This window comes from Microbacterium sp. zg.Y1084 (assembly GCF_024623595.1).
Classification (GTDB): Bacteria; Actinomycetota; Actinomycetes; order Actinomycetales; family Microbacteriaceae; genus Microbacterium; species Microbacterium wangruii.
This window is the reverse complement of the sequence record NZ_JANJGV010000009.1, coordinates 20996-45423: the sequence shown is the minus strand read 5'-3', so window position 1 is coordinate 45423 and position 24428 is coordinate 20996. Positions and strand designations below refer to the sequence as shown.

The window sequence follows — 24428 nt, the reverse complement described above, 5'->3', positions numbered from 1 at the left end:
TCCGACGACGACAGGGAAGGCCGACAGCGTGCCTGAAGCCACCACCCAGACGCGCGTCGTCGCGGTGCCCGGCGGGGAGCTGTCTCTGTCGTGGGCTGCGGCCACCGACGTGGGACGTCGCCGAGAGGTGAACCAGGACGCGGTGCTGGCCACCTACCCCCTGTTCATCGTCGCCGACGGCATGGGTGGGCACATCGGCGGCGAGATCGCCAGCGCCAGCGCGATCGAACGGCTGAGCGCGGTCTCGACGACCGAGCCCGTCTCCCCGAAGGTGATCGAGACGGCACTCGCGCGCGCGGTGGAGGACATCTCCCACCATCCCGAGGCCACCGACGACGGCACCGGCACGACGGTCACCGGCGTCTACCTGGACGCCACGGGAGACGAGGCGACCTGGGTCACGCTGAACATCGGCGACTCGCGGGTGTATCTCATGCGCGACGAGAGCCTCATGCAGATCACCACCGACCACTCGGTGGTGCAGGAGCTCGTCGCCTCGGGTCGGCTGAGCCCGGAGGAAGCCGAGAACCACCCGTACGGCAACGTGATCACCCGCGCCGTTGGCCCCACAGAGTCCGTCACCCCCGATTACGTGCGCCTCGACGTCGTCGACGGCGACAGGTTCGTCATCTGCAGCGACGGACTCACCAAGGAACTCACCGACTACGGCATCCTGCACTTCCTCATGGAGCACCCCGACCCCGCGGCGGCCGTCGATGCCATGCTGAAGGCAGCCCTGGACAACGGTGGTCGCGACAACATCTCCGTGATCGTGCTCAACGCGCAGGTCGTCGCCGAGGGCGACGACGACGGCGACACCGCTGAGCGCCAGCAGGTGGCGCCGACTGTGCCGCTGCCGCGCCAGGACGCCGCGGCGGCCGACGCCGCTTCCTCCCCAGCCGCCGACTGAGCCGGAGCCGACCCCGAACGGTCGCCGCGGCGACCGCGGGGTCCCGTGGTGCGCTGTGCTGGGGGCATGATCTCCGACGACGAACCGCTGACCCTCCCGAAGCCGGCGCAACCCGTGCCGCGGCCGGCGCTGCCGTTCGCAGCGGCTCTGCTGCCCGTGGCCGCCGCGCTCGGGCTCTGGGCGATCACGGGATCGGTCCTGTCGCTGTGGTTCGCCGCGCTCGGGCCGCTGCTGGCCGGCGGCGCCGCCCTCGACGGGCTGCGGGCCGCCCGCCGGGACCGGCGCCGCGCACGGCGATCGCAGGAGTCCCTGCGGGCCAGCGTCGCCGCACGACTCGCCGCGCGCCACGCCACGGAGCGCGGCGCGCTCTCCGCCAGGCATCCCGATGTCGCCGGATGCCTGGCGGAGCCCGAGGGGATCTGGCGCACCGTCCCGGGCCGGGCGCACCAGCTGCGGGTGGGGACGGGTCAGCGGCCGAGTGCGGTGCGCGTGGTCGGCGGTGGCGGTGACGAGGAGGATGCCGCACTGCGGGCACAGGCGACGCGCCTGGACCACGCGCCGGTCACGGTGCCGCTCGGCGACGGCGTCGCGGTGGTGGGCCCGCCGGTCGCAGCGGCCGCGGTGGGGAGGGCGTTGCTCGCGCAGGTGTGTCTGGTCTCGCCCCCGGGGGAGGTGAGGCTCGTCGGGCCGGTGACCGCCGACGGCGGGTGGACCGCGGCGCTCCCGCACCGTCGCTGCGTCACAGGCATGGCGGTGCAGCTGTGCGAGCAGGGGACCGTGCCGGAACGCGGCGTCGAGGCGCCGATCGCCCTCGTCGCCCCGCGCATGCCTCCCCCGCCCCGCTGCGCGGCGGTGCTCACCCTGACCGGACTCGGCGCGGCGTGGCTCGATCATGGCGGGTTCGGCCGCGAGGTGCGCGTCGAGGCCCTGGGGCGCGCCCAGGCGACGGCCGTCGCCACCGCGCTCGATGTGCGGGCGGGAGCCGTTGCCGGCGCGGCTTCCGCCCCCTCGGCAGACCTCGCGCTCCTGCTGCCCCACGCCCCGTCCGCCGCCGCGGGCACGCTGCCGGCGGTGATCGGCCGAGACGGCGGCGAGGCGGTGGTCATCGACCTCGCGGTGGACGGTCCGCATGCCCTCGTCACCGGGGTCACCGGAGCAGGCAAGAGCGAGCTGCTGACCACCTGGATCGCGAGCCTCTGCGCGACCCACACCACTGCGCAGGTCGCCTTCCTCCTCGCTGATTTCAAGGGCGGCCGCGCGTTCGACCGCCTCGCCGCCCTGCCGCACGTCACGGGTGTGCTGACCGACCTCGACGAGGCCGCCGCTCACCGCGCCATACACAGCCTGCGAGCCGAGCTTCGACACCGCGAGCGCGTGCTCGCCGAGGCGGGTGCGCGCGACGTCGACGAGGCAGGCGAGGTGTTGCCGCGACTCGTGATCGTCGTCGACGAGTACGCCGCGCTCGTGGGCACGCAGCCGGAGCTGCACGCGCTGTTCGCCGACATCGCCGCGCGCGGGCGGGCGCTGGGCATGCACCTGATCCTCGCCGGCCAGCGCGCCGCGGGCGTCTTCCGCGACGCGCTGCTGGCCAACTGTCCGCTGCGGGTCAGTCTGCGGGTCACCGACGTCGGCGACGCCCGGCTCATGCTCGGCGGGGACGACGCCGCCCTGCTGCCCGGCGAACCGGCCGCGCGTGGGCTCGCCCTCGTGCGCCGCGCCGCCGACCGGACGGCGCGCGGGGTGCGGGTGGCGGTCTGCGATGACGACACCCTCGCCCGGCTCGCGGCCGTCGACGCCGGTGCGCCGCCCCGGCGACCCTGGCTCCCCGCTCTGCCCGATCGGCTGCCGCTGCAGGCGCTGCAGACCCTGGGAACGGCGGACGGTGCGACGCCCCGAGACGGTGCGATCCTGCTGGGGCTGGCCGACGAGCCCGACCGGCAGCGGCAGCGCCCGGTGCTGCTGACCTCCGCCGAGCGTGGCCTTGTCGTGGTGGGTGGCCCGGGGTCGGGGAAGACCGGCGTGCTGCGGGCCGCCGCAGCACAGCACGACGCCGGTCGCACCCTTGTCGTGCCCCGAGACCCCGAGGCGGCCTGGGATGCGCTCGCCGGCACGGCCGAGCTGCCGCCGGGCACCCTCGTGCTCGTGGACGACCTCGATGCGCTGCCTGCGCCGTACGGGCCCGATCACGAGGCGATCCTCCAGGAGCGGGTCGAGGCTCTCGTGCGCGACGCCGGCCGTCGCGGCATCCGCGTCATCGTCACGACCCAGCGGCTCACGGGGATCGCCGGGCGGGTCGCGCCGCTGCTGACCAGGCGGGCGATCCTGTCGCTTCCCAGCCGGGCGGATCATGTCGCCGCCGGAGGGGAGGCGCGCGACCACCACCGCGACCTGCCGCCCGGCCGCGGTGTCGTGGACGGCCTCGCCGTGCAGTTCGCGCTGGCCGAAAGCGGGCTCCCGGAGCCCGAGACCGACGTCCCCCTGTACCGGCCGCGGGGGCTCGTCGGCCTCGTGGCGCCGGCGTCGCCCGCGGCCCGCGAGGTGCGCGAGCGGTGGCAGAGCGCCGGCGTGCATGTCGTCCCGCTCGGTGGCGCGGCGCGCACCGACCTCCCGACGGGGCCCACGGCGCTGTGGGGGGAGCCCGAGACCTGGCTGCGCGAATGGCGCACCCTGCAGGAGGTGCGTGCGTCGGGGGCGCTGCTCGTCGACGCCGCGTGCAGCGGCGACGTGCGAGCGGTCACCGCCTCGCGCGCGGCGCCGCCCTACGCGGCGCCCGGCCGCGACCGGGCGTGGCTGTGGGACGCGGCATCCGTCGCCCTGCGGGTGCGGCTGCGGTGACGGCGGGCTATCGCAGCGCGTCGGCGGTCGACACCAGCGGCATGCCGTGAGCCGTCGCCACACCGGGATTGACGACCTCGCCGGCGTGCGTGTTCAGTCCCGACGCGAGAGCGGGGTCGGCCCGCAGTGCGTCGCGCCAGCCGAGCGCCACGATGCGCCGGATGTAGGGCAGCGTCGCGTTGGTGAGGGCCGAGGTCGAGGTGTTCGGCACGGCGCCGGGCATGTTCGCGACGCAGTAGAAGACGCTGCCGTGCACGAGGAACGTGGGATCCTCATGCGTCGTCGGGTGGCTGTCCTCGAAGCAGCCGCCCTGGTCGACGGCGATGTCCACGAGCACCGAGCCCGGTCGCATCCGCTCCACCATCGCGTTCGTGACGAGCTTGGGCGCCTTGGCACCGGGGATGAGCACCGACCCGATCACCAGGTCGGATGCCACCACGGCGGCATCGAGGTCCAGCGGGTTGGAGGCCGCCGTCTTGATGCGGCCTTGGAAGTAGTCGTCGAGGTACCGCAGCCGCTGCACGTTCGTGTCGAAGACGGTCACGTCGGCACCCGTACCCGCCGTGATTATGGCCGCGTTGGCTCCCGCCACCCCGCCGCCGATGATCGTGACGCGCGCTGGGCGCGTGCCGGGGACGCCCGACATCAGCAGCCCCAGACCGCCGGCCGAGCGCATGAGGGTGGAGGCGCCGACCATCGGCGCGAGGCGGCCGGCGACCTCGCTCATCGGGGCCAGCAGCGGCAGGCTCCCGCCGGGCAGCTGCACCGTCTCATAGGCGATCGCCGTGACGCGGTCGGCGACGAGTCGCTCGGTGAGCGCGCGGTCGGCGGCGAGATGCAGGTAGGTGAACACGACGAGGTCGTCGCGGAAGTAGGCGTACTCCGAGGCGATGGGCTCCTTGACCTTCAGCAGCAGCTCCGCGCGCGCCCACACCTCGGCGGGATCGTCCAGCAGCGTCGCGCCGGCCGCGTCGTACTCGGCATCCGACATCGACGAGCCGAGTCCGGCTCCGCGCTGGACGAACACCTCATGGCCCGAGGTGACGAGGTCATGCACCCCGGCAGGGGTCAGCGCCACCCGGTACTCGCTGTTCTTGACTTCGGTCGGTACGCAGATCCTCATCGATCGCTCCATTCCGCGCCCGGGGTGAGGGCGCCGTCACACAGTGGGGCGGATCGCCCCGACATCTCGGTCGCCGCCGCGCACGCTCAAGGAGAGCGAGCCGAGCACCTGGGCGACCTGCGCGGCGGGCAGGGCCCCCGCGCGCACGAGCAGGGTGAGGGCGACGACGGTGGCGGCGCGCGGGCTGCCGTCGAGCATCTTCAGCGCGACCGTTGTGCCGTCGGGGGCCGCCATCACCAGCACGCCCTCGGCGCCCGTCTTGGCGAACACCCCCAGCGCCTCGATCACGACGGTGTCGGGGCGGCCGTCCCCGTCGATCGTCCACGGGTGGTCCTTCACCGCACGCACGAGGGTGGCGGCGTGACGGTGCAGGGCGAACGGGGAGCGCTCCGACGAGGTCGCGATGCGCTGGATGCCGCGGGCGAGCGCCGTGAGGCTCAGGCCGTAGACCGGCGCGCCGCAGCCGTCGACCGCGGTGACGGTGGCCTTCGTCCCCGTCAGCCGCTCCACCACCTCGCGGATGTGCATCTGCAGCGGGTGGTTGACCTCGAGGTATCCGGCGGTGTCCCAGCCGTTGACGACGCATGCCAGCAGCATGGCGGCGTGCTTTCCGGAGCAGTTCATGCGGATGCGGGAGGGGGTCCCCAGCTCGCGCACGAGCTCGTCGCGGGTGGCGGTGTCGCCCGGCCAGGCCGGCGGGCAGCGCAAGTCGTCCTCGCCGAGACCGGCGTGATGGAGGATGTCCCGCACGACCGCGACGTGCCGGTCGGTGCCGGCGTGACTGGCGGTGGCGAGCGCGAGCTGCTCGCCTTCCAGCTCCGCCCCGGCGGTCAGGCACCCGAGTGCCTGCAGCGGCTTCAGCGTCGAACGCGGGAGCACCGGAGCGTCCACGTCGCCCAATGCGGTGCGCGTCGCACCGTCGGGGGCGAGCACCACGGCGCTGCCCACGTGACGCGACTCGACGAAACCACTGCGCTCGACGACGGCGAGCTCCACGGCATCCTGGGCGGAGAACGTCTGCGGCACCCCGTCAGCCTACCCGGCGGGGGCGGTCGCGACGCGTGGCAGACTGGCGGAATGTTCGGCGAGCACACCTACCGCGTCGAGGCGCTGTGGACCGGGGACCGCGGCACCGGCACGAGCGGCTACCGCGACTACGACCGGTCGGTGACGCTGGCGGTCGAGGGAAAGCCGGCACTGGCGGCCTCGGCCGACCGGCCGTTCCGCGGCGACCGAGGCAAGTGGAACCCCGAGGATCTGCTCGTGGCGGCCCTGGCGGAGTGCCACCTGCTGTCGTACCTGCACGCCTGCGTGCAGGCCGGGGTGGTCGTCACCGCGTACCGGGACGAGGCGCGCGGCGTGATGGTGCAGGACGGCCGCGGGGGAGGCGCGTTCCGCGAGGTCGTGCTGCGGCCGCAGGTCACCGTCGCCGATGAGTCGATGGTCGATGCCGCGCTCGCCGCCCACGTGCAGGCGCACGAGTGGTGCTTCATCGCCAACTCGGTGAACTTCCCGGTGCGCCACGAGCCGTCGGTCACCGTCGCCGAGTGAGTGCCCGACTCGCTGCGGATCAGCGGCGTTCGTGGGGGAGGACCTGCTTGATGCGCTCCACCGGATTCTGCGCGGGAGCCTCGTTGTAGGCGTTGGCGAGCTGCTGGCCCGACAGGGCGTGGATGGCCGTCATGATCTCGTCGGTCGCCAGCCGGCGGGCCCGACCCGACGTGGCGGGGCCGTGGTGGGACAGGTCGATCGGCTCACCGAAGCGCACGGTCACGCGCGGGCGCAGACGGGGGAACTTCGCGCCCACCGGCATGATCTCGTTCGTGCCGACCAGCCCGACGGGCACCACCTTCGCGCCGGTCTGCAGCGCGAGGAAGGCGACGCCCGTGCGCCCCTTGTACAGCCGCCCGTCCAGGGATCGCGTGCCCTCGGGGTACAGGGCCGTGGCCCAGCCCGCCTCCAGCATCCGCTTCTGCTGATCGAGGGCGTCCAGCGCCGCCTGACCGGCGCCGCGCTGCACGGGAAAGGCGCCCACGGCGTAGAAGAACTCGCGCGCGAGCCAGCCCTTGAGGCCCTTGCCGTCGAAGTAGCTGGCCTTGGCGAGGAAGCGCACGGGGCGGGGCGATGCCATGGGGATGACGAACGAGTCGATGAACGACAGGTGATTGCTCGCGAGGATCACGGGACCCTTGCGCGGCACGTTCTTGCGCCCCTCGATGCGGGGCCAGTAGAACAGCCGGGCCAGCGGGGCGATCACCCAGCGCCCGATGACGTAGGTGAGGCCGATGCCGGGCACACCGGTGGATTCGCTCGTCTGCTCGTCGGGATCGGGAAGAGACGCGGTCACCAGTCGAGGCTACTCCCGTTCTCATGCGGGTCCGGGCATGGCGGGACGGCGAGGAGGCCGCTGAGGCGGGTTCCCAGCCGCAGCAGAGAAGAGTGCGAGAGGATGGTCCCGTTCCCTGTCTCCTTCCGTGAGGATCCCCGTGCGCTTCCGCCCGCTTGCCGCCCTGTCCGTCGCCGCCGTCTCGGCGCTCCTGCTCGCCGGCTGCGCCGGCTCACCGGACACCACGGGCACCCCCTCTTCGGAGGATTCCGCGCTCTGCGACGCCAAGCTGGATTCCGGTGCCGCATCCGACGCCGTCAAGGCCGAGGGCGCCGTGGGAGAGCTCCCCGAGGTCACCTTCTCCACGCCGCTCGAGATCGACGAGATGCAGAGCACCCTCCTCGTCGAGGGTGATGGCGAAGCCGTGTCCGAGGGCGATCTGGTCAACGTCGCCTTCGTCGGTCTGGATGCCGCGGACGCCACCGAGCTCGGCTCGGTCGGCTACACCGAGGGCGAGGTGCTCCCGCAGACGATCGGCGCCGAGACGGGCATCGGTCAGTTCCTCGGCTGCGCCCCCGTGGGAAGCCGGGTCGCCGTGGCCCTCCCCGCCGACGACACCACCGGCACCTCCGCGCAGGTGTACGTGCTCGATCTGATCGACATCGTTCCGGCCGCGGCGTGGGGCGAGGAGCAGGAGCCGGCAGAGGGCCTTCCGACCGTCGAGCTCGACGAGGACGGCGCTCCCACCGTCACCCTGCCCGAAGGCGACGCGCCCACCGAGTACGAGCTCGCGGTGCTGAAGGAGGGCGACGGCCCGACGGTCGCCGAGGGCGACGCGGTCATGGTGCAGTACCAGGGCGTCTCGTGGGACACCGGCGAGGTCTTCGACCAGAGCTGGGGCCAGGCGCCCGCGACCTTCTCCACGTCGCAGGTCGTGCAGGGCTTCGCCGACGCGCTGGTGGGCCAGAAGGTCGGCTCGCAGGTCATCGCCGTGCTTCCGCCGGCCGTCGCCTACGGCGAGGGTGAGATCAACGACGAGAACCTCGTGGGCCAGACCCTCGTGTTCGTCGTGGACATCCTCGGCACCCAGCACGTGCCGACCCAGTGACCGTAGGCTGAAGCGCGTGCGACGCGTTCTCATCCTCGGCTCCACCGGCTCGATCGGCACCCAGGCCCTCGACGTCATCCGCGCCCACCCCGGCCGGTTCGATGTCGTGGGACTGTCTGCGGGCACCCAGCGCGAGCTGATGCAGCGTCAGGCGGCGGAGTTCGGCGTCGAGCACACGGCGCTCGGCGCCGCCGAGGCGGAGCAGCTGGTGCGCGACGTCGAGGCGGACGTCGTGCTCAACGGAATCACGGGATCGGTGGGACTCGGTCCCACGATCGCCGCACTCGAGACGGGCCGCACGCTGGCACTCGCGAACAAGGAGTCGCTCATCGTCGGCGGCGACCTCGTCACCGCGCTCGCCGCCCCCGGCCAGATCGTGCCGGTCGACTCGGAGCACTCCGCCATCGCCCAGGCGCTGCGTGCGGGGGAGCGCGGCGAGGTGCGCCGCCTCGTCCTGACCGCATCAGGCGGGCCGTTCCGCGGCCGCACCCGCGACGAACTGGCATCCGTCACCCCCGCAGACGCCCTCGCCCACCCGACATGGGACATGGGGCGCGTGGTGACGACGAACTCCGCGACCCTGGTCAACAAGGGCCTCGAGGTGATCGAGGCGCACCTGCTGTTCGGGGTGGACTACGCCGACATCGACGTGGTGGTGCACCCGCAATCGATCGTGCACTCGATGGTGGAGTTCGTCGACGGCTCGACGATCGCGCAGGCGTCACCGCCGGACATGCGCCTGCCCATCTCGCTCGGCCTGGACTGGCCGCACCGGGTCTCCGGCGTCGGCCGGCCGCTGGACTGGACCACGGCGACCTCGTGGACGTTCGAGCCGCTGGACGAGCGGGCATTCCCCGCGGTCGCGCTGGCCAAGCAGGTCGGCCGCGCCGGCGGCACGTACCCCGCGGTGTTCAACGCCGCGAACGAGCAGGCCGTCGACGCGTTCCACGAGGGCCGGTTGGGCTTTCCCGCCATCGTCGAGACGGTGCGTGCGGTCGTCGACCGGCATGAGGCGCCTGCCGCGCTCTCGCGGGAAAGCCTCGCGGACGCCGAGGCGTGGGCGCGGCGCACCGCCGACGCGCTGATCGCCGGGGGTCAGAAGGTCTGAAGACCCCGTGCGCGGAAGCGATCGCGCACGCTCTCGGCGTGGTCCGCCTCGGGCGGCTGCACGTCGGCCAGGGCGTAGTCGATGCCCAGGCGCTCCCACTTCGACGTGCCCATCTGGTGGAACGGCAGCACCTCGACGCGCGCGACGTTCGGCCAGCGCTCGACGATGTCAGCCACGGCCTCGACGTTCTCGGGGGCGTCGGTCAGACCCGGAACGAGGACGAACCGGATCCACACCGGCACGCCCTTGGCCGCCAGGCGGTCGCCGAAATCGATGGTGGGCTGCAGCTCGCGGCCGGTCACCTCGCGGTACGTGTCCGGCAGGCCCGACTTGACGTCGAGCAGCACCATGCCGAGGTCGTCCAGCAGGGCGTCGGAGGCGTTGCGACCGAGGTTTCCGGAGGTGTCGAGGGCGACGTGAACGCCGAGCTCGGCCGCCTCGCGCGCGAGCCGCGTCACGAACGCCGGCTGCTGCATGGGCTCGCCGCCCGAGATGGTGAGCCCGCCGCCGGTGGCCTTGAACACCGGCAGGTACCGGCGCACTCGCGCCAGCACATCGTCGATCTCGGTCGGGATGCCGTCGCGCTGCTGCCACGTGTCGGGGTTGTGACAGTACTGGCAGCGCAGCGGGCACCCGGCGAGGAAGAGGGTCATCCTGGTGCCGGGACCGTCCACGGAAGTGACGAGCTCCCAGGAGTGCACGCTCGCGACGCGACCCGCCCGAACAGCTTCGAGGTGGGCGTGACGTCCGTCGGAGTCAGGGCGTGCCGTATCGGGCGCCGGCACCAGGATGGCAGACACGGGAGTCTCAGAGTCCCGTGTGGAACGTGCGGCTGATGACGTCGAGCTGCTGCTCGCGGGTCAGACGCACGAAGTTGACCGCGTAACCGGAGACACGGATGGTCAGCTGGGGGTAGTTCTCCGGGTGCTCCATGGCATCCTCCAGCGTCTCGCGCGTGAGCACGTTGACGTTGAGGTGGTAGCCCCCCGTGGCCATCTGGGCGTCGAGCAGGCCGACCAGGTTGTGCACCCGCTCTTCCTCGGTGCGTCCGAGGCCGGCCGGGACCACCGTGGTGGTCAGCGAGATGCCGTCCTGCGCCTGCTCGAAGGGGAGCTTGGCGACCGAGAGCGCCGATGCCAGCATGCCGTGGGTGTCGCGGCCGTTCATCGGGTTGGCGCCGGGGGCGAAGGGCTGGCCGGCACGGCGTCCGTCCGGAGTATTGCCCGTCTTCTTGCCGTACACGACGTTCGACGTGATGGTCAGCACCGACTGGGTGTGCACGGCGTCGCGGTAGGTGGGGTGGCGGCGCAGCATCTCCATGAACTCCGTGACCAGGTCACGGGCGATGGCGTCGACGCGGTCGTCGTCGTTGCCGAAGCAGGGGTACTCGCCCTCGACCTCGTAGTCCACGACCAGACCCGACTCGTCGCGCACGGGGCGGACGGTGGCGTACTTGATCGCCGACAGCGAGTCGGCCGCGACCGACAGTCCGGCGATGCCGCAGGCCATGGTGCGCATGACCTCGCGGTCGTGCAGCGCCATCTCGAGCCGCTCGTAGGCGTACTTGTCGTGCATGTAGTGGATGCAGTTGAGCGCGTCGACGTAGGTCTCGGCCAGCCACTCCATCGTCGTGCGGAACTTCTCGCGCACGTCGTCGTAGTCGAGGACATCACCGGTCACGGCCGGCAGCAACGGCGTGATCTGCTTGCCGCTGATCTCGTCGCGCCCGCCGTTGATGGCGTAGAGCAGCGTCTTGGCGAGGTTCACGCGAGCGCCGAAGAACTGCATCTGCTTGCCGACGGTCATGGGCGACACGCAGCACGCGATGGCCGCGTCGTCGCCGCAGAGGGCGCGGATGTGGTCGTCGGACTCGTACTGGATGGACGAGGTGTCGATGGAGACCTTCGCGCAGAACTCCTTGAAGCCCTCGGGCAGGTCGTCACTCCACAGCACCGTCAGGTTGGGCTCCGGTGCGGGGCCGAGGTTGTAGAGGGTCTGCAGGAAGCGGAACGCCGTCTTGGTCACGAGCGTGCGCCCGTCCTCGCCGATGCCGCCGATGGACTCGGTGACCCAGGTCGGGTCGCCGGAGAACAGCGCGTCGTACTCGGGCGTGCGCAGGAACCGCACGATGCGCAGCTTGATGACGAGGTCGTCGACGAGCTCCTGCGCCTCCTGCTCGGTGAGGATGCCGCGGGCGAGGTCGCGCTGGATGTACACGTCGAGGAACGCGGTGTTGCGCCCGAAGCTCATCGCGGCGCCGTTCTGCTCCTTGACCGCACCGAGGTAGGCGAAGTACAGCCACTGGATCGCCTCACGCGCGGTGGCGGCGGGGCGGGTGATGTCGCAGCCGTAGGTGGCGGCCATCTCGGCCAGCTCCTTGAGGGCGCGAATCTGCTCGGCGTTCTCTTCGCGCTCGCGGATGATCTCCTCGGTGGAGAAGTGCATGTCCAGCTCTGCGCGCTCGGCGTGCTTGCCGGCGATGAGCGCGTCGGTGCCGTAGAGCGCCACGCGACGGTAGTCGCCGATGATGCGGCCACGGCCGTAGGCGTCGGGCAGTCCGGTGATGATGTGGCTGCTGCGGGCACGGCGCACGGCCGGGGGGTAGACGTCGAAGACGCCGTCGTTGTGCGTCTTGCGGTAGCTGGTGAAGATCCGCTCCAGCACGGGGTCGATCTCGTAGCCGTAGGTCTCCAGCGCGCCCTTGACCATGCGCCATCCGCCGTAGGGCATGATGGCGCGCTTGAGAGGCGCGTCGGTCTGCAGGCCGACGATCAGCTCGTCGTCTTCGACGATGTAGCCGGGGGCGTGTGCGGTGATGCTGGCGGGGGTGTGGTTGTCGACGTCGTAGACGCCCCGCTCGCGCTCTTCGGGGAACATCCCCATGAGGGTCTGCCACACCCGCTCGGTGCGCTCCGTCGCGCCCGTGAGGAACGCGGCGTCGCCGATGTAGGGGGTGTAGTTGGCCTGGATGAACCCGCGCACGTCGATGCCGTCCTGCCAGGGGCCGGCGGTGAAGCCGTCCCAGGCTTCGGGCATGGCGTCCGCGCCGGAAAGCTGCGTGGGGGGAGTGACCGTGGTCATCGTTTCCTCAATCCTCTGCGAATGTTCGCCATGCGGGTCTCGTCGGGACCTGAGGCGTTGACCCAGGATACGTCGTGGTCTGACCACAACGGAAGAGCATGCACGGGACCCATAAAGAACGTTCGGCGAACGCCATGAGCCCTGTGGCGCGAACACAAGATCGGATATGCACGGCGGGTGCCGCTTGCGCCCGTTTCGGCGGTGTGCCGCAGGGGCGCAGCGCCGATCAGTCGGGGTAGGGGACGGGCCAGCTGGGGTCGGGCACCGGCCACCCGGCGTCCCGGAGCGCGCGCCGGGCGAGCTCGCGTGCCGAGTACGGAGTGCGCTGACCACGGATGTCGCGGTAGTCCTGGTGGCCGGGCCCGGCCCAGAGGATCGCGTCGCCCTCGCCGACGAGCTTCACCGCTTCGACGATCGCCCGCTCGGGCGGCGAGTACTCGTGGATCTCTGCGTCGGGCCGCGCCAGGCGCGCGCCCTCGATGAGGGTCGCCCGGATCGAGTCGGGGTCCTCGAAGCGCGGGTGGTGGTCGGTGATGACGAGGATGTCGCTGCCGAGCACGGCGGTGCGTCCCATGTCATGGCGCTTCGTCGCATCCCGGTCGCCGTCGGCGCCGAAGAGCATGAGCACCTTGCCGGGGGTGACGCGACGCACGGCGGCGAGCGTCTTCTCGAACGCGTCGGGCGAGTGGCCGAAGTCGACGTAGACGGCGGGTCCGCGATCCCCGGAGACCCGCTGGGTGCGGCCGGGGAGATGGGCGCGGATGCCGCCGTCGCGCTCGAGTGCGTCGACGATCGTGTCCCATGCGTAGCCGCCCTCGAGCATCATCACGATGGCGAGTGCGGCGTTGGCGGCCATGTGGCGCCCGATAACGGGGACGGTCGTCTGCAGCGAGCGGCCGCCGGGGCCGACGAGGCGGAACTCGGTGCCCTCCTGGCGCTCGTCGACGATCTCGACCACCCAGTCCGCCGCTGCTGCGGCGACCGGGTCGACCGCGATGTCGGGCGTGCCCACGGTCGTGCAGGGGACCTCGCACCGCGCGACGACCTCGGCGCCGGCGGCCGAGTCGAGCGAGACGACCGCCCGTCGCGCGCGGTCGGCGCGGAACAGCGGCAGCTTCGCCTCGAAGTACTCGCGCATGTCGGCGTAGTCGTCGAGGTGGTCGTGGGTGAGGTTGGTGAACGCCGCGACATCGAACATGATGCCGTCCACGCGATGCCGTGACAGCGCCTGCGCCGACACCTCGACGGCGACCGCTTCGACGCCGCGCTCGCGCATGAGCGCGAGGAGGGCGTGGAACTCGGATGCCTCGGGGGTCGTCAGCCGGGACACGATCACCTGTCCGGCGATGTGGCGCTCGGCCGTCGACGACAGGCCCGTCACCGTTCCGACCTGCTCGAGGATGCCCTCCAGCAGGTGCGAGACGCTCGTCTTGCCGTTGGTGCCGGTCGTCGCGAACAGCAGCGGCAGGTCGTCACCGGAGCCGGTGCCGTAGACCCACGCCGACAGGTCGCCGAGCATGGCGCGGGGGTCGTCGACGACGACGATCGGCACGCCGGCGTCGGCAGCGAGGTCGGCGCCGGCCTCGTCGGTGACGATGGCGACGGCGCCCTTGTCGGCGGCCGCGCGGGCGAACTCCGCGCCGTGGCGGGCTGCGCCGCGGATCGCGACGAAGGCCTCGCCGGGGCGCAGATCGGCGGTGGCGAGCGTGATGCCCGACAGGGTCACTCCGGCGACAGCGCCGCGGACGCGTCCGCTGAAGCGGCGGGCGAGCTCGTCGAGCGCGCGCACCGGCGGGTGCTCCGGGCGCAGGACGGGCGGGAGATTGGTGGGGGCATCGGTGGGCATGGCATTCCCATCCTCTCACCCGGCATGGCCGACACCTCCACCCCGCACGCAGATCTGCGGTCGCGGGATGCTGCCCCGCGACCGCAGATCACTGCCGAGCTCAGGTGGATGGAGGCGGGGCTCCGCCTGACCGGGGCGCCGAGCCTGTCGACGGCGGGGGAGTCGACCCGGCCGCCGGAGGCGCGGTCGCGGCCGCAGCCTCATCCTCGTCGTGCGTGCCGTGCAGGGCCTTCTCCGCCGGACTGCGACGATCCCAGCTCGGCTTGCGCAGCGCGTAGAAGACCAAGGGAGGTCCGCCGAGCACGACGATGACGAGGCCCACGATCCACGGGTACGCCGCGACCGGGAACGCGGTGAACCCGTCGGGCGGGACGAAGGCCAGCACGAACGCCAAGAGGCACGCGACGAAGCCGACCCCGGCGACGAGGTTCATCGCCGGCACCCGGTAGGTGCGCTTGACGTTCGGCTCCTTGCGTCGCAGCACGATCGCCGCTGCGAACATCAGCATGTACATGATCAGGTACAGCGCCGCCGCCATGTCGATGAGCGCGACGAACGCCGCACTCACGTTCGGCACGATCACGAAGATCGCCGCCAGGATCGTCACGATGGTGCCCTGCAGCATGAGGATGCCCGACTGCACGCCCGCCTTGTTGCGCTTCTGCAGAGCAGGCGGCAGCAGCCCGGTCTCGGCTGCGGCGAGCAGGCCCTTCGAAGGGCCGGCGATCCAGGTGATCACCGAGGCGAGCGCCCCGGCGGCGATGAGCGCCGACACCACCGCCGTCGCCCATCCCAGATCCCACTTGTCGAAGTAGGCCTGGAACGCGAGCATGATGCCGTTGGTGAGCCCGAGGTCCTTTTCCGGCACGGCGATCGAGATCGCGAGCGTCGGCAGGATGAACACCAGCAGGATGAGGATCGACGCCAGCAGCACCGACCTCGGGTACCCGCGCCCCGGGTCCTTCATCTGGTTCACGTGCACCGCGTTGACCTCCATGCCCGCGTAGGCGAGCACGTTCGAGACGATCAGCACGATCGAGGCGATACCGGTGAACGGCGGGATGATGGCCGAGGGCTCCAGCGAGGTCTCGCTCTTCTCCCCGGTGCCGAGCCAGATGAACCCGAACACGATGAGCAGCACCGCGGGGAGCAGCGTGCCGAGGATGCCGCCCCACGATCCGAGCTTGGCGAACAGGTTGCCGCCGCGCAGCGTGATCAAGGTCGAGCCCCAGTAGAGCACCAGGATCACGATCGCGGTGAAGAGCCCGGAACTGGAGAGGGAGGGATCGAGGAACACGAACGCGAGAGCGGCCGCGATGAACGCGATCTGCGTCGGGTACCACACCACGTTCTGGATCCACTGCAGCCAGACCGCCGTGAACCCCCATCTGTTGCCGAACGCCTCACGCACCCAGACGTAGACGCCGCCCTTCCATCCCGTCGCCAGCTCCGCGGCGACCAGCGCCGTGGGGATGAGGAAGAAGATGGCCGGGATGATGTAGAGCGTGACGCTGCCGAGCCCGTAGACCGCCATCGCGGGGAGCGAGCGCAGGCTCGCGACCACCACGAGCGTCAGCATCGCGAGCTGGCCGACTCCGAGGAAGGCGGTGACGGCCTTGTGGGACGTGAGCGGATGGTTGGATGCCGCCTTCGCGGCATCCGTCGCTTGGTTCGTTGGGTTGGTCGACATGGTTGCCGCCTAGTGGTGGAACGCGGGGTGCTGGCCCTCGACGGGCATGGCCGACTCGAGGGCGTCGAGGTACGCGGTCTCGGTCTCGATGTCGCCGAGCAGCTCGGCGGCGAGATCCATGCTCAGGCCGTTGCGCACCACGATGCGCTGCACGGTGAGATCGCCCAGATCATCCGGCATGGGATACGCCGGAACGAGCCAGCCCTTCATGCGCAGACGGTCCTGCAGATGGTAGAGGTTCCAGTTCTTGGTGTGCCCCTCCTTCAGGTACCAGGCGAACACCGGGATGTCGCTGCCGTCGTTCCACAGTTCGAACGCGTCGATCTTCGCGATGCCGGCCGACAGGTACTTCGCGACGTCCTGCGAGGCCTGCTGCACGGCGCGGTATCCCTCGAATCCGAGCCGGAGGAACATGTAGTACTGCAGCAGCACCTGCGCGCCGGGGCGTGAGAAGTTCAGCGCGAATGTCGGCATCTCCCCGCCCAGGTAGCTCACCTTGAACACGAGGTCCTCGGGCAGCCACTGCGTGTCGCGCCAGACGACCCAGCCGAGGCCCGGGTAGACCAGGCCGTACTTGTGGCCGGAGGTGCTGATGGAGTGCACCCGCTCGAGACGGAAGTCCCAGAGGAGGTCGGGCTGCAGGAAGGGAGCGATCATGGCGCCGGAGGCGCCGTCGACGTGGATGGGGATGTCGAGACCTGTCTTGGCCTGGATCTCGTCGAGGGCCTTGGCGATCTCGGCCACCGGCTCATACATGCCGGTGTAGGTGACGCCCATGATCGCGACGACCCCGATCGTGTTCTCGTCGACGTACTTCTCCAGGTCGTACCCGTCGAGTGTCTTGTGCTCGAGGCTGATGGGGACGAAACGGGGCTCCACGTCGAAGTAGTTGCAGAACTTCTCCCAGCACACCTGCACCGCGGACGACATCACGAGATTCGGCTGGGAGGTGTCTTTGCCCGCGGCACGACGCGACTGCTGCCAGCGCCGCTTGAAGGCGAGTCCGCCGAGCATGCAGGCCTCGGACGAGCCGATGGTGGAGGTGCCGATGCTCCGTGAAGCGTCCGGCGCGTTCCACAGATTCGCCAGCATGTGCCAGCAGTTGTCCTCGATGGCGGCGGTCTGGGGGTACTCGTCCTTGTCGATCATGTTCTTGTCGAAGGACGCCTCGTACACCTGCTTGGCGTCGTCGTCCATCCACGTGCCCACGAAGGTCGCCAGATTCAGCCGGGAATTGCCGTCGAGCATCGTCTCGTCGTCGACGATCTGCTTGGCGGTGTCGGGCAGCGACTCCTGCTGCGGGATGACGTGCCTGGCGGCGACGGAGGCCTCGCCGGGTCGTGCAAATCGGGGGGTCAGTTCCTCGTCCCCGGTGTTCGCTGTGCTCATCAGCTGCTCCCATCCTCGATGTCCGGCGCCCGCGATGTGCGGGCCGCGAATGCGAAAAACCGAGCTGCGGTGCAGTTCGGTGCGCATCTGGGGGGAAGCTACGCCGCGGGCCGCGGTCGGACAAGAGGCCTCGCGGCGGCGCGACGGCTGGTTCGTATCCAAGATGTGCAGGGGGGGCGCCGTCGGGCCTACGACGGCGCCCCCTGCGGGATCAGCTGCGGCGGGTGCGGCGCAGGGCGACGAGGCTCGCTGCCAGGCCCGCGGCGCCGAGGGCGAGGCCGCCCGCGCCCAGCACGATGGGCAGCGCCGAATCGGCGTCGGCTTCGGCTTCGGCTTCGGCTTCGGCTGCCGCCGCGTCGGTCGCCGCGTCCTCGCCGTGGCCGCCGTGCGCGTCGCCGGCGGCCTCGCTCACGGTGACCACGGGCGCGGGGGCCTCGAGGTCGTGCGGGTCCTGCCCGTCTTCGGCGATGTCCGCCCAGTCGGTCGCACCGGCGACGCACTCCTGCAGCACGGGGAAGGCCACCTGCTCGCCGGCGAGGTCTGCGGCGAACGTCACCTGCATCGAGACGGTCGTCAGCAGCCCCGACTCGATGGGCTCGTCGGCGGTGAACACGACTCGCGTCGGCACGCCGGTGTCGGCGCCGACCTGCTCGATCGTCCAGCCCGCGTGCGCGTGCGGTGCGATGCCGGCGACGCCCTCCGGGATGTCGATCGTGAAAGCGGTGGTCGGCGACCCGTCGCAGCCATGGCTGGAGGAGAAGGTCAGCACGGCCGACCCGCCTGCCGTGGCATCGGACGGGTCGACGTGGACGTGCGCGCTCGCCGCCAGGGGGGCGGCCAGGGCCAGCGCGGTGCCGGCGAGCACGCCGGCGGTCAGGCGCGCGCGACGGCGTGCCGGGGTGATGGTGGTCATGTGAGCTCTCTCGGATCTTGGGCGACGGCGGCGCCGTCGCGGGGTGGCGCGCAGCGCCTGGGGGTGTCAGCGGGCGAAGACCGGCGGACCCCGTCGGGAGAGAGCGGAGAGGGCGAGACGGCGGGAGCCCAGGCGGGCGCAGGGGGCCGGCGGCACGGTCGGCGCGGCCGGCGAGGGGCGCAGGGCCGGCAGGCGTCGCGACGTCAGGCGCAGGATGCCACGGCCGAGCCGCCGCAGCAGACGCTCGCCGTGGCGCAGGGCCGCGATCGTGACCACGGCGGCGATGAGGTGGCCGAGCGGCATGGTTTCGGTCGACGCGACGGTGCCGGCGGCGGGAGCGACGATGTCATCGATGTGATGGTGTGCGTGCCCGCCGCCGGGGAGCGTACGGGCGTCGCCGGCGATCGCGAACGCGCCGTGGAACAGCGCCTGCGCCCCGCCCACCACCAGCGTGGTGCGCCAGAGCGCCGAGCGGCCGCCGGAGAGCAGCACCGCGAGCGGCGTGGCGAGGCAGGCGACGGCCACGACGAGCAGGGGGCCGGGAGCACCACCGCCGGAGAGGGTGTGCGCCGTGGCGGCGACGAGGGTCGCGACGCCGGCACCGGCTGCGCCGCGCAGCGTCCGCGCCTGTCGTGTCGTCATGCCCGCCTCCCGAGGATCAGCGTACGGTGCGTGCGCGCCACGGCGAATTCAAAGGCGGTGGCGGTAGCGTGACCCGCTGTGACCGTCATCGCCTTCGTCATCGGAGTGCTCTTCCTCGTCGTGGGGCTGGCACTCTCGATCGCGCTCCATGAGCTCGGGCATCTGGTGCCCGCGAAGAAGTTCGGCGTGCACGTCGGCCAGTACATGATCGGCTTCGGTCCCACACTCTGGTCGCGTCGGCGCGGTGAGACGGAATACGGGTTCAAGGCCATCCCCCTGGGCGGCTACATCTCGATGTCGGGCATGTACCCGCCCTCGCCGACGGAGGCCGAGCGTGGCGGTCGTGCGGGTGGGGGCTTCTTCGCCACCATGGTGCAGGACGCACGGGCCGCCAACGCCGAGACGATGACCGACGTCGATGAGAAGCGGCTGTTCTACCGGCTGCCGGTCTACAAGCGCATCATCATCATGCTGGGCGGGCCGCTCATGAACCTGCTGCTCGCGCTCGTGCTGTTCACGATCATGCTGAGCGGCATCGGCGTGCAGACCGCGACGACCACCATCGCCGGCGTCAGCGAATGCCTGGTGTCGGGAGCGTCCGCGCAGGCCGAGTGCACCGCGGACGATCCCGCCGCTCCCGCGGCGGCGGCCGGCATCCGACCCGGCGACGTGCTCGTCTCCGTCGACGGCGTCGCGGTCGACACCTTCGCCGAGGCGTCGCAGATCATCCAGGATTCCCCCGGTCGCGCCCTCCCGGTCGTCGTCGAGCGCGACGGCGAGACGCAGACGCTGCAGGTGACGCCCGTGCTCACCGAGCGCGAGGTCGTCGACGCCGACGGCCAGGTGTCCACCGCCGAGGTCGGCATGGTGGGGATGACCGCACGGTCGGAGTACGTTCCGCAGCCACTGTGGGCGGGGGCGGAGATGACGGTCGACAGTGTGCAGCGCGTCGCCGGTGTCATCGTGCAGCTGCCGGTGCGCGTCTACGACACGGCGGTGGCGCTGTTCACCGGCTCCGAACGCGACCCCGACGGCCCCCTGTCGGTCGTGGGTGCGGGACGCATCGCCGGCGAGGTCGCCGCGATCGACGCGCCCGTGCTCAACCGGTTGTCGGGGCTGCTGGGTCTGCTGGCCTCACTCAACCTCGCGCTCTTCGTGTTCAACCTCATCCCGCTGCTGCCGCTGGACGGCGGGCATGTGCTGGTGGCGCTGTGGGACGGCCTGAAGCGCGTGGTCGCGAAGGTGTTCCGCCGACCGCCGCCGCGCCCGGTCGACACCGCGCGCCTCGTGCCGGCCACCTTCGCCGTCGTGGTGCTGATGATCGGGATGGGCGGCATCCTGATCCTCGCCGACGTGTTCAACCCGATCGCCCTGTTCGGCTGACCGGAGCGCGCGCGTGGCCGGACCGCGGCAGCCGACGCGGGCTCAGGCCAGGGCGGCGGCGACGAGGCGCTCGAGCGTGCGCATGCCGTCGCGCGAGAGGATCGACTCCAGGTGCCCCTGCACCGAGGCGAAGCCCGGGCCGCGCAGCGCGTACACGTCGCCGGTGGCGGCGTCGGCGGACACCTCCGCCCGGGCGACACGCACCGTTCCCGGGGTCACCCGGGCGGTGAAGGTGTTGTAGAAGCCGATCGACGACGCTTCGCCGAACACGTCGACGGTCTTCTGCAGGCCCTGGTGCGGGGCGTCGAGCGGCGCGAGGTCGATGCCCAGCGCGTCGGCGACGATCTGGTGGCTGAGGCACACCGCCAGCAGCGGGCTGCCGGCGGCCAGTCGCCCGCGCACGACCTCGCGCATGCGGCGCAGGCGCGGGCTGTCCGGGTCGCGCGGATCTCCGGGACCGGGGCCAGCGACGACGAGGTCGGCGGCGTCGATGGCGGCGTCCGACACCTCGGACCACGGCACGATGGTGACGTCCAGGCCCAGATGCCGCAGCTGGTGGGCGAGCATCGTGGTGAAGCGGTCCTCCGCGTCGACGACCACCGCCGTGCGCCCTGCGAAGGGCCCCGGCGTGCTGTCGTCGCCCTGCGGGTTGAGCCAGAACTCCGCCAGCCGCGCGTTGCGCGAGGCCAGCAGCTCGGCGATCTGCGGGTCCTCGGCCAGCGGCCGCGGTGCCGCCGCGGGGGCATCGGGGTCGCTGTCGGGGGTGGCAGCGGTCACGACGGGTGCGTCGCGGGGGATCGCGCCGATCGCGCCGAGCACACCGGCGGCCTTGCCGTGGGTCTCGCCCACTTCGCCGTCCGGGTCGGAGTGGCGTACGAGCGTCGCGCCGACCGGCACGCGCAGGCGTCCCTCGGCGAGATAGGCCGTGCGGATGAGGATCGGAGCGTCGAGGTCGTGGGTCGGCCCGTCCGCGGCATCCATCCCGTCGTTCGGGGTGAACAGGGCTGCGACGCCGGAGTAGTAGCCGCGTGGGGTGGTCTCGTGTCGGCTGATGACCGTGCACGCGTTCTGCATCGGGGAGCCGGTGACGGTGGGGGCGAACATCGTCTCGCGCAGGATGTCACGGGGGTCCAGCCGACTGCGGCCGCGCAGCACGTACTCGGTGTGCGTGAGTCGCGACATCTCCTTGAGGTGCGGTCCGGTGATGCGTCCGCCGTCGGCGCAGACGGCGCTCATCATCTTCAGCTCTTCGTCGACGACCATGAACAGCTCCTCGGTCTCCTTCGTCGACTCGAGGAATGCGCTGAGGGTCGCGGCCGTGGCCCCGCCGGCGGGGTGGCGGAACGTGCCGGAGATGGGGTTCATCGTCACCACGCCATGCTGCGCGCTGACGTGCGCCTCAGGGCTCGCACCCACTGCGATGTGCCCGGGCGTCACGATCGCGAACGTCCAGTACGCGCCGCGCTCGTGCTCGAGGAGCGCCCGGAACCAGGTCAGTGCCGCCAGCCGCGGGTCGGCGTCGACTCCGGCGGTGAAGTCGCGGCGGATGACGAAGTTCGCGCCCTCGCCGCGGCCGATCTCCTCGGCGATCACGCGGCGCACGATGGCGGCGTAATCCTCGTCCGAGATGTCGAAGCCGGCATCCGTCAGCGCGATCGGATCGCTCGGCAGCTGCGCGAGAACCTCGGCGCGGGGGAGTGCGCTGTGCGTGTCCACGATGAGGCATCGCAGCGGCGCCCCGTCGTCGTGGCATTCGAAGCCGCGTTCGCGCACCTGGCGGAACGGCACCATCGCGAGCACTTCGCGGGGCGTGCCCGCAGCATCCGTCAGGGGGATGTCGGCGAGCAGATCGACGTCGACGACGTCGCCGGTGAGCAGCTCCACGGTGTCGGCATCGCGCGCGATGAGGGCGAACGCCGGCAGGTCGGCCAGCGTGGAGTACAGGGACGCGGTCATGGTCGGTCTTTCGTCATGGGAGCGGCCGCACCAACAAAAAGACCGCCCCGGGGGCGGTCTGTCGTCACACGAACCCACCGCCTATGCGGTGAGCCACCAGGTGAGGTTCGCGGACATGCGCCGAAACTACCACACCGCACAGGGCCCTCCCCGCGTTCGGCCCGTCCCCAGCCCGCCCGGCGTAGGGTGGGATCGTGCCAGCAGTCAATCTCGGGATGCCCCGCGTGCCGGAGGTCCTCGCCCCCCGCCGCAAGAGCCGTCAGATCAAGGTCGGAAAGGTCCTCGTCGGCGGCGACGCTCCCGTCAGCGTCCAGTCGATGACGACGACCAAGACCACCGACATCAACGCCACCCTCCAGCAGATCGCCGAGCTCACCGCCTCGGGCTGCGAGATCGTGCGCGTGGCCGTGCCGAGCCAGGACGACGCGGATGTGCTGCACATCATCGCGAAGAAGAGCCAGATCCCGGTCATCGCCGACATCCACTTCCAGCCGAAGTACGTCTTCCAGGCCATCGACGCCGGGTGTGCGGCGGTGCGCGTGAACCCGGGCAACATCCGGCAGTTCGACGACAAGGTCGGCGAGATCGCCAAGGCCGCGAAGGATGCCGGAGTCTCGCTGCGCATCGGCGTGAACGCCGGATCGCTGGACCGCCGCCTGCTGGAGAAGTACGGCAAGGCCACCCCCGAGGCGCTCATGGAGAGCGCCGTGTGGGAGGCGAGCCTGTTCGAGGAGCACGACTTCCACGACTTCAAGATCTCGGTCAAGCACAACGACCCGATCGTCATGGTCAAGGCCTACCGGCTGCTGGCCGAGCGCGGCGACTGGCCGCTGCACCTCGGCGTCACCGAGGCGGGTCCCTCCTTCCAGGGGACCATCAAGAGCGCCACCGCCTTCGGCATCCTGCTCTCCGAGGGCATCGGCGACACCATCCGCGTCTCGCTGTCCGCGCCGCCGGCGGAAGAGGTGAAGGTCGGGCACCAGATCCTGCAGTCGCTGAACCTGCGCGAGCGCAAGCTCGAGATCGTCTCGTGCCCCTCGTGCGGACGCGCGCAGGTCGACGTCTACACCCTCGCCGACAACGTCACCGAAGGCCTCAAGGACATGACCGTGCCGCTGCGCGTGGCGGTCATGGGCTGCGTCGTCAACGGACCCGGTGAGGCCCGCGAGGCCGACCTGGGCGTGGCGTCCGGCAACGGCAAGGGACAGATCTTCGTCAAGGGCGAGGTCATCAAGACCGTGCCCGAGGCCGACATCGTGCAGACCCTCATCGAAGAGGCCAACCGGATCGCCGCCGAGATGGGCCCCGACGCACCTCTGGGCACGGCGCAGGTCGTCACCGCCTGATCGTCGCAGCGTTGCAACGGAGCAGAGGCCGTACTCGCCGAACCGACCGTCCGCGCTGAGGCGCCGTCGACTCCCGGTCGGCGTGCGCGCCGGCTGCACGGTCTTCAGGATGCCCCGGCGCGCCCGCTCAGTGCAGGGTGCCGCCCGGCATCGCGACGTCGCCGGCGGTGTCCAGCGCGGTCCGCACCGCGATGAGCAGCGCCGCGGCGATGGTCTCCAGCGGCAGTGACGGTTCGCCCTCGCCGTCCGCCCACGGTACGTGCACGAAGCCCGCGCGCAGGCCGGGCCGGTGCGCGGCTTCGTCCAGCGCCACGAACATCACGTGGTTGCAGACGAACGTGCCCGCGGTGTGGGAGACCTCGACGGGGATGCCGGCACTCGCCACCGCGCGGACGATGGCCTTGACCGGGACGGTGGCGAAGTACGCGGCCGGGCCGCCCGCCACGCTCGGCACGTCGACGGGCTGCGCGCCGTCGTTGTCGGGGATCCGGGCGTCGATCAGGTTCACCGCGACGCGCTCGATGCCGATGGCGCGCCGACCGCCGGCGAGTCCGGCCGCGACGACCACGCCGGGGGAATGCTCCGCGATGAGCTCGCGCAGGCGCGATGCGGCGCCGTCGAAGGTCACCGGCAGCACCGCCGTCACGAGCGTCTCCGGCCCCTCCCAGCGATCGGCCGCCAGATGCACCGCCTCCGCGCTCGGGTTGACGGCGGCATCGGCGAAGGGCTCGAACCCGGTCAGCAGCACGGTGGACACGCCTCCAGCGTAGGT

Annotated in this window: 19 protein-coding genes; 7 read left to right on the top strand and 12 right to left on the bottom strand. The window is 71.5% G+C overall.

What is annotated here, in order from left to right:
• Window positions 1–28 precede the first annotated feature (28 nt).
• Both NQ165_RS10595 and NQ165_RS10590 read left to right on the top strand, forming a co-directional pair.
• The gene (locus NQ165_RS10595) at window positions 29–910 is read left to right on the top strand and encodes a PP2C family serine/threonine-protein phosphatase (RefSeq protein ID WP_257533370.1); all 882 of its coding nucleotides are present in this window, start codon (window positions 29–31) and stop codon (window positions 908–910) included.
• A 66-nt stretch (window positions 911–976) separates the two neighbouring features.
• Window positions 977–3745 carry an FtsK/SpoIIIE domain-containing protein gene (locus NQ165_RS10590; protein WP_257533368.1) on the top strand — a complete coding sequence of 923 codons (2769 nt, stop codon included), beginning with the start codon at window positions 977–979 and terminating at the stop codon, window positions 3743–3745.
• 7 nt (window positions 3746–3752) lie between these two features.
• Here NQ165_RS10590 and ald read toward each other — a convergent pair whose 3' ends face one another.
• Window positions 3753–4868 (bottom strand): alanine dehydrogenase, encoded by a 1116-nt coding sequence (gene ald / locus NQ165_RS10585; RefSeq protein ID WP_257533366.1) that lies wholly within the window; start codon window positions 4866–4868, stop codon window positions 3753–3755.
• A gap of 36 nt (window positions 4869–4904) precedes the next feature.
• Window positions 4905–5894 carry an asparaginase gene (locus NQ165_RS10580; RefSeq protein WP_257533364.1) on the bottom strand — a complete coding sequence of 330 codons (990 nt, stop codon included), beginning with the start codon at window positions 5892–5894 and terminating at the stop codon, window positions 4905–4907.
• A 51-nt stretch (window positions 5895–5945) separates the two neighbouring features.
• Between NQ165_RS10580 and NQ165_RS10575 the strand changes: the two genes are divergently transcribed.
• A complete protein-coding gene (locus NQ165_RS10575) occupies window positions 5946–6419 on the top strand; it encodes an OsmC family protein (protein ID WP_257533362.1) in 474 nt (157 codons plus the stop codon).
• 19 nt (window positions 6420–6438) lie between these two features.
• Here NQ165_RS10575 and NQ165_RS10570 read toward each other — a convergent pair whose 3' ends face one another.
• Window positions 6439–7215, bottom strand: a complete 777-nt coding sequence (locus tag NQ165_RS10570) for a lysophospholipid acyltransferase family protein (RefSeq protein WP_374679353.1) — start codon at window positions 7213–7215, stop codon at window positions 6439–6441.
• Between the two features lie 139 nt (window positions 7216–7354).
• On the opposite strand from NQ165_RS10570, the gene NQ165_RS10565 reads away from it, so the two are divergent.
• Together NQ165_RS10565 and dxr are read left to right on the top strand one after the other, a co-directional pair.
• The gene (locus NQ165_RS10565; protein WP_257533361.1) at window positions 7355–8302 is read left to right on the top strand and encodes an FKBP-type peptidyl-prolyl cis-trans isomerase; all 948 of its coding nucleotides are present in this window, start codon (window positions 7355–7357) and stop codon (window positions 8300–8302) included.
• 16 nt (window positions 8303–8318) lie between these two features.
• Complete coding sequence (gene dxr, locus NQ165_RS10560) at window positions 8319–9410, top strand: 1-deoxy-D-xylulose-5-phosphate reductoisomerase (protein WP_257533359.1); 1092 nt, start codon at window positions 8319–8321, stop codon at window positions 9408–9410.
• Here dxr and pflA read toward each other — a convergent pair.
• The 7 genes from pflA to NQ165_RS10525 all read right to left on the bottom strand — a co-directional run bounded on the left by pflA (window position 9398) and on the right by NQ165_RS10525 (window position 18971).
• Window positions 9398–10210: a pyruvate formate-lyase-activating protein gene (pflA, locus tag NQ165_RS10555; RefSeq protein WP_374679354.1), complete on the bottom strand. Its 813-nt coding sequence runs from the start codon at window positions 10208–10210 to the stop codon at window positions 9398–9400. The two genes, dxr and pflA, sit on opposite strands and share 13 nt — an antisense overlap.
• Window positions 10211–10217: 7 nt before the next feature.
• Entirely contained in the window at window positions 10218–12491 is a 2274-nt protein-coding gene (gene pflB / locus NQ165_RS10550) for a formate C-acetyltransferase (RefSeq protein ID WP_257533357.1), read from the bottom strand.
• Window positions 12492–12717: 226 nt separating this feature from the next.
• On the bottom strand, window positions 12718–14337 hold the full coding sequence (locus tag NQ165_RS10545) for a Mur ligase family protein (RefSeq protein ID WP_257533355.1): 1620 nt from the start codon (window positions 14335–14337) through the stop codon (window positions 12718–12720).
• Between the two features lie 100 nt (window positions 14338–14437).
• Window positions 14438–16027: an amino acid permease gene (locus NQ165_RS10540; RefSeq protein ID WP_257533353.1), complete on the bottom strand. Its 1590-nt coding sequence runs from the start codon at window positions 16025–16027 to the stop codon at window positions 14438–14440.
• A gap of 9 nt (window positions 16028–16036) precedes the next feature.
• Window positions 16037–17416, bottom strand: coding sequence for a glutamate decarboxylase (locus NQ165_RS10535; RefSeq protein ID WP_257533351.1), 1380 nt, complete (start codon window positions 17414–17416; stop codon window positions 16037–16039).
• A gap of 211 nt (window positions 17417–17627) precedes the next feature.
• Window positions 17628–18329 carry a YcnI family protein gene (locus NQ165_RS10530; RefSeq protein WP_257533349.1) on the bottom strand — a complete coding sequence of 234 codons (702 nt, stop codon included), beginning with the start codon at window positions 18327–18329 and terminating at the stop codon, window positions 17628–17630.
• A gap of 66 nt (window positions 18330–18395) precedes the next feature.
• A complete protein-coding gene (locus tag NQ165_RS10525) occupies window positions 18396–18971 on the bottom strand; it encodes a hypothetical protein (protein WP_257533347.1) in 576 nt (191 codons plus the stop codon).
• Window positions 18972–19049: 78 nt separating this feature from the next.
• On the opposite strand from NQ165_RS10525, the gene NQ165_RS10520 reads away from it, so the two are divergent.
• Window positions 19050–20354: an RIP metalloprotease gene (locus NQ165_RS10520; protein ID WP_257533345.1), complete on the top strand. Its 1305-nt coding sequence runs from the start codon at window positions 19050–19052 to the stop codon at window positions 20352–20354.
• Between the two features lie 42 nt (window positions 20355–20396).
• Here NQ165_RS10520 and NQ165_RS10515 read toward each other — a convergent pair whose 3' ends face one another.
• Window positions 20397–22310 (bottom strand): anthranilate synthase family protein, encoded by a 1914-nt coding sequence (locus NQ165_RS10515; RefSeq protein WP_257533343.1) that lies wholly within the window; start codon window positions 22308–22310, stop codon window positions 20397–20399.
• A 194-nt stretch (window positions 22311–22504) separates the two neighbouring features.
• On the opposite strand from NQ165_RS10515, the gene ispG reads away from it, so the two are divergent.
• Window positions 22505–23656 (top strand): flavodoxin-dependent (E)-4-hydroxy-3-methylbut-2-enyl-diphosphate synthase, encoded by a 1152-nt coding sequence (gene ispG, locus NQ165_RS10510; RefSeq protein ID WP_257533341.1) that lies wholly within the window; start codon window positions 22505–22507, stop codon window positions 23654–23656.
• Window positions 23657–23783: 127 nt separating this feature from the next.
• Here the strand turns inward: ispG and pcp are convergent, their stop codons facing one another.
• Complete coding sequence (pcp, locus tag NQ165_RS10505; RefSeq protein WP_257533338.1) at window positions 23784–24413, bottom strand: pyroglutamyl-peptidase I; 630 nt, start codon at window positions 24411–24413, stop codon at window positions 23784–23786.
• Between the last annotated feature and the right edge of the window lie 15 nt (window positions 24414–24428).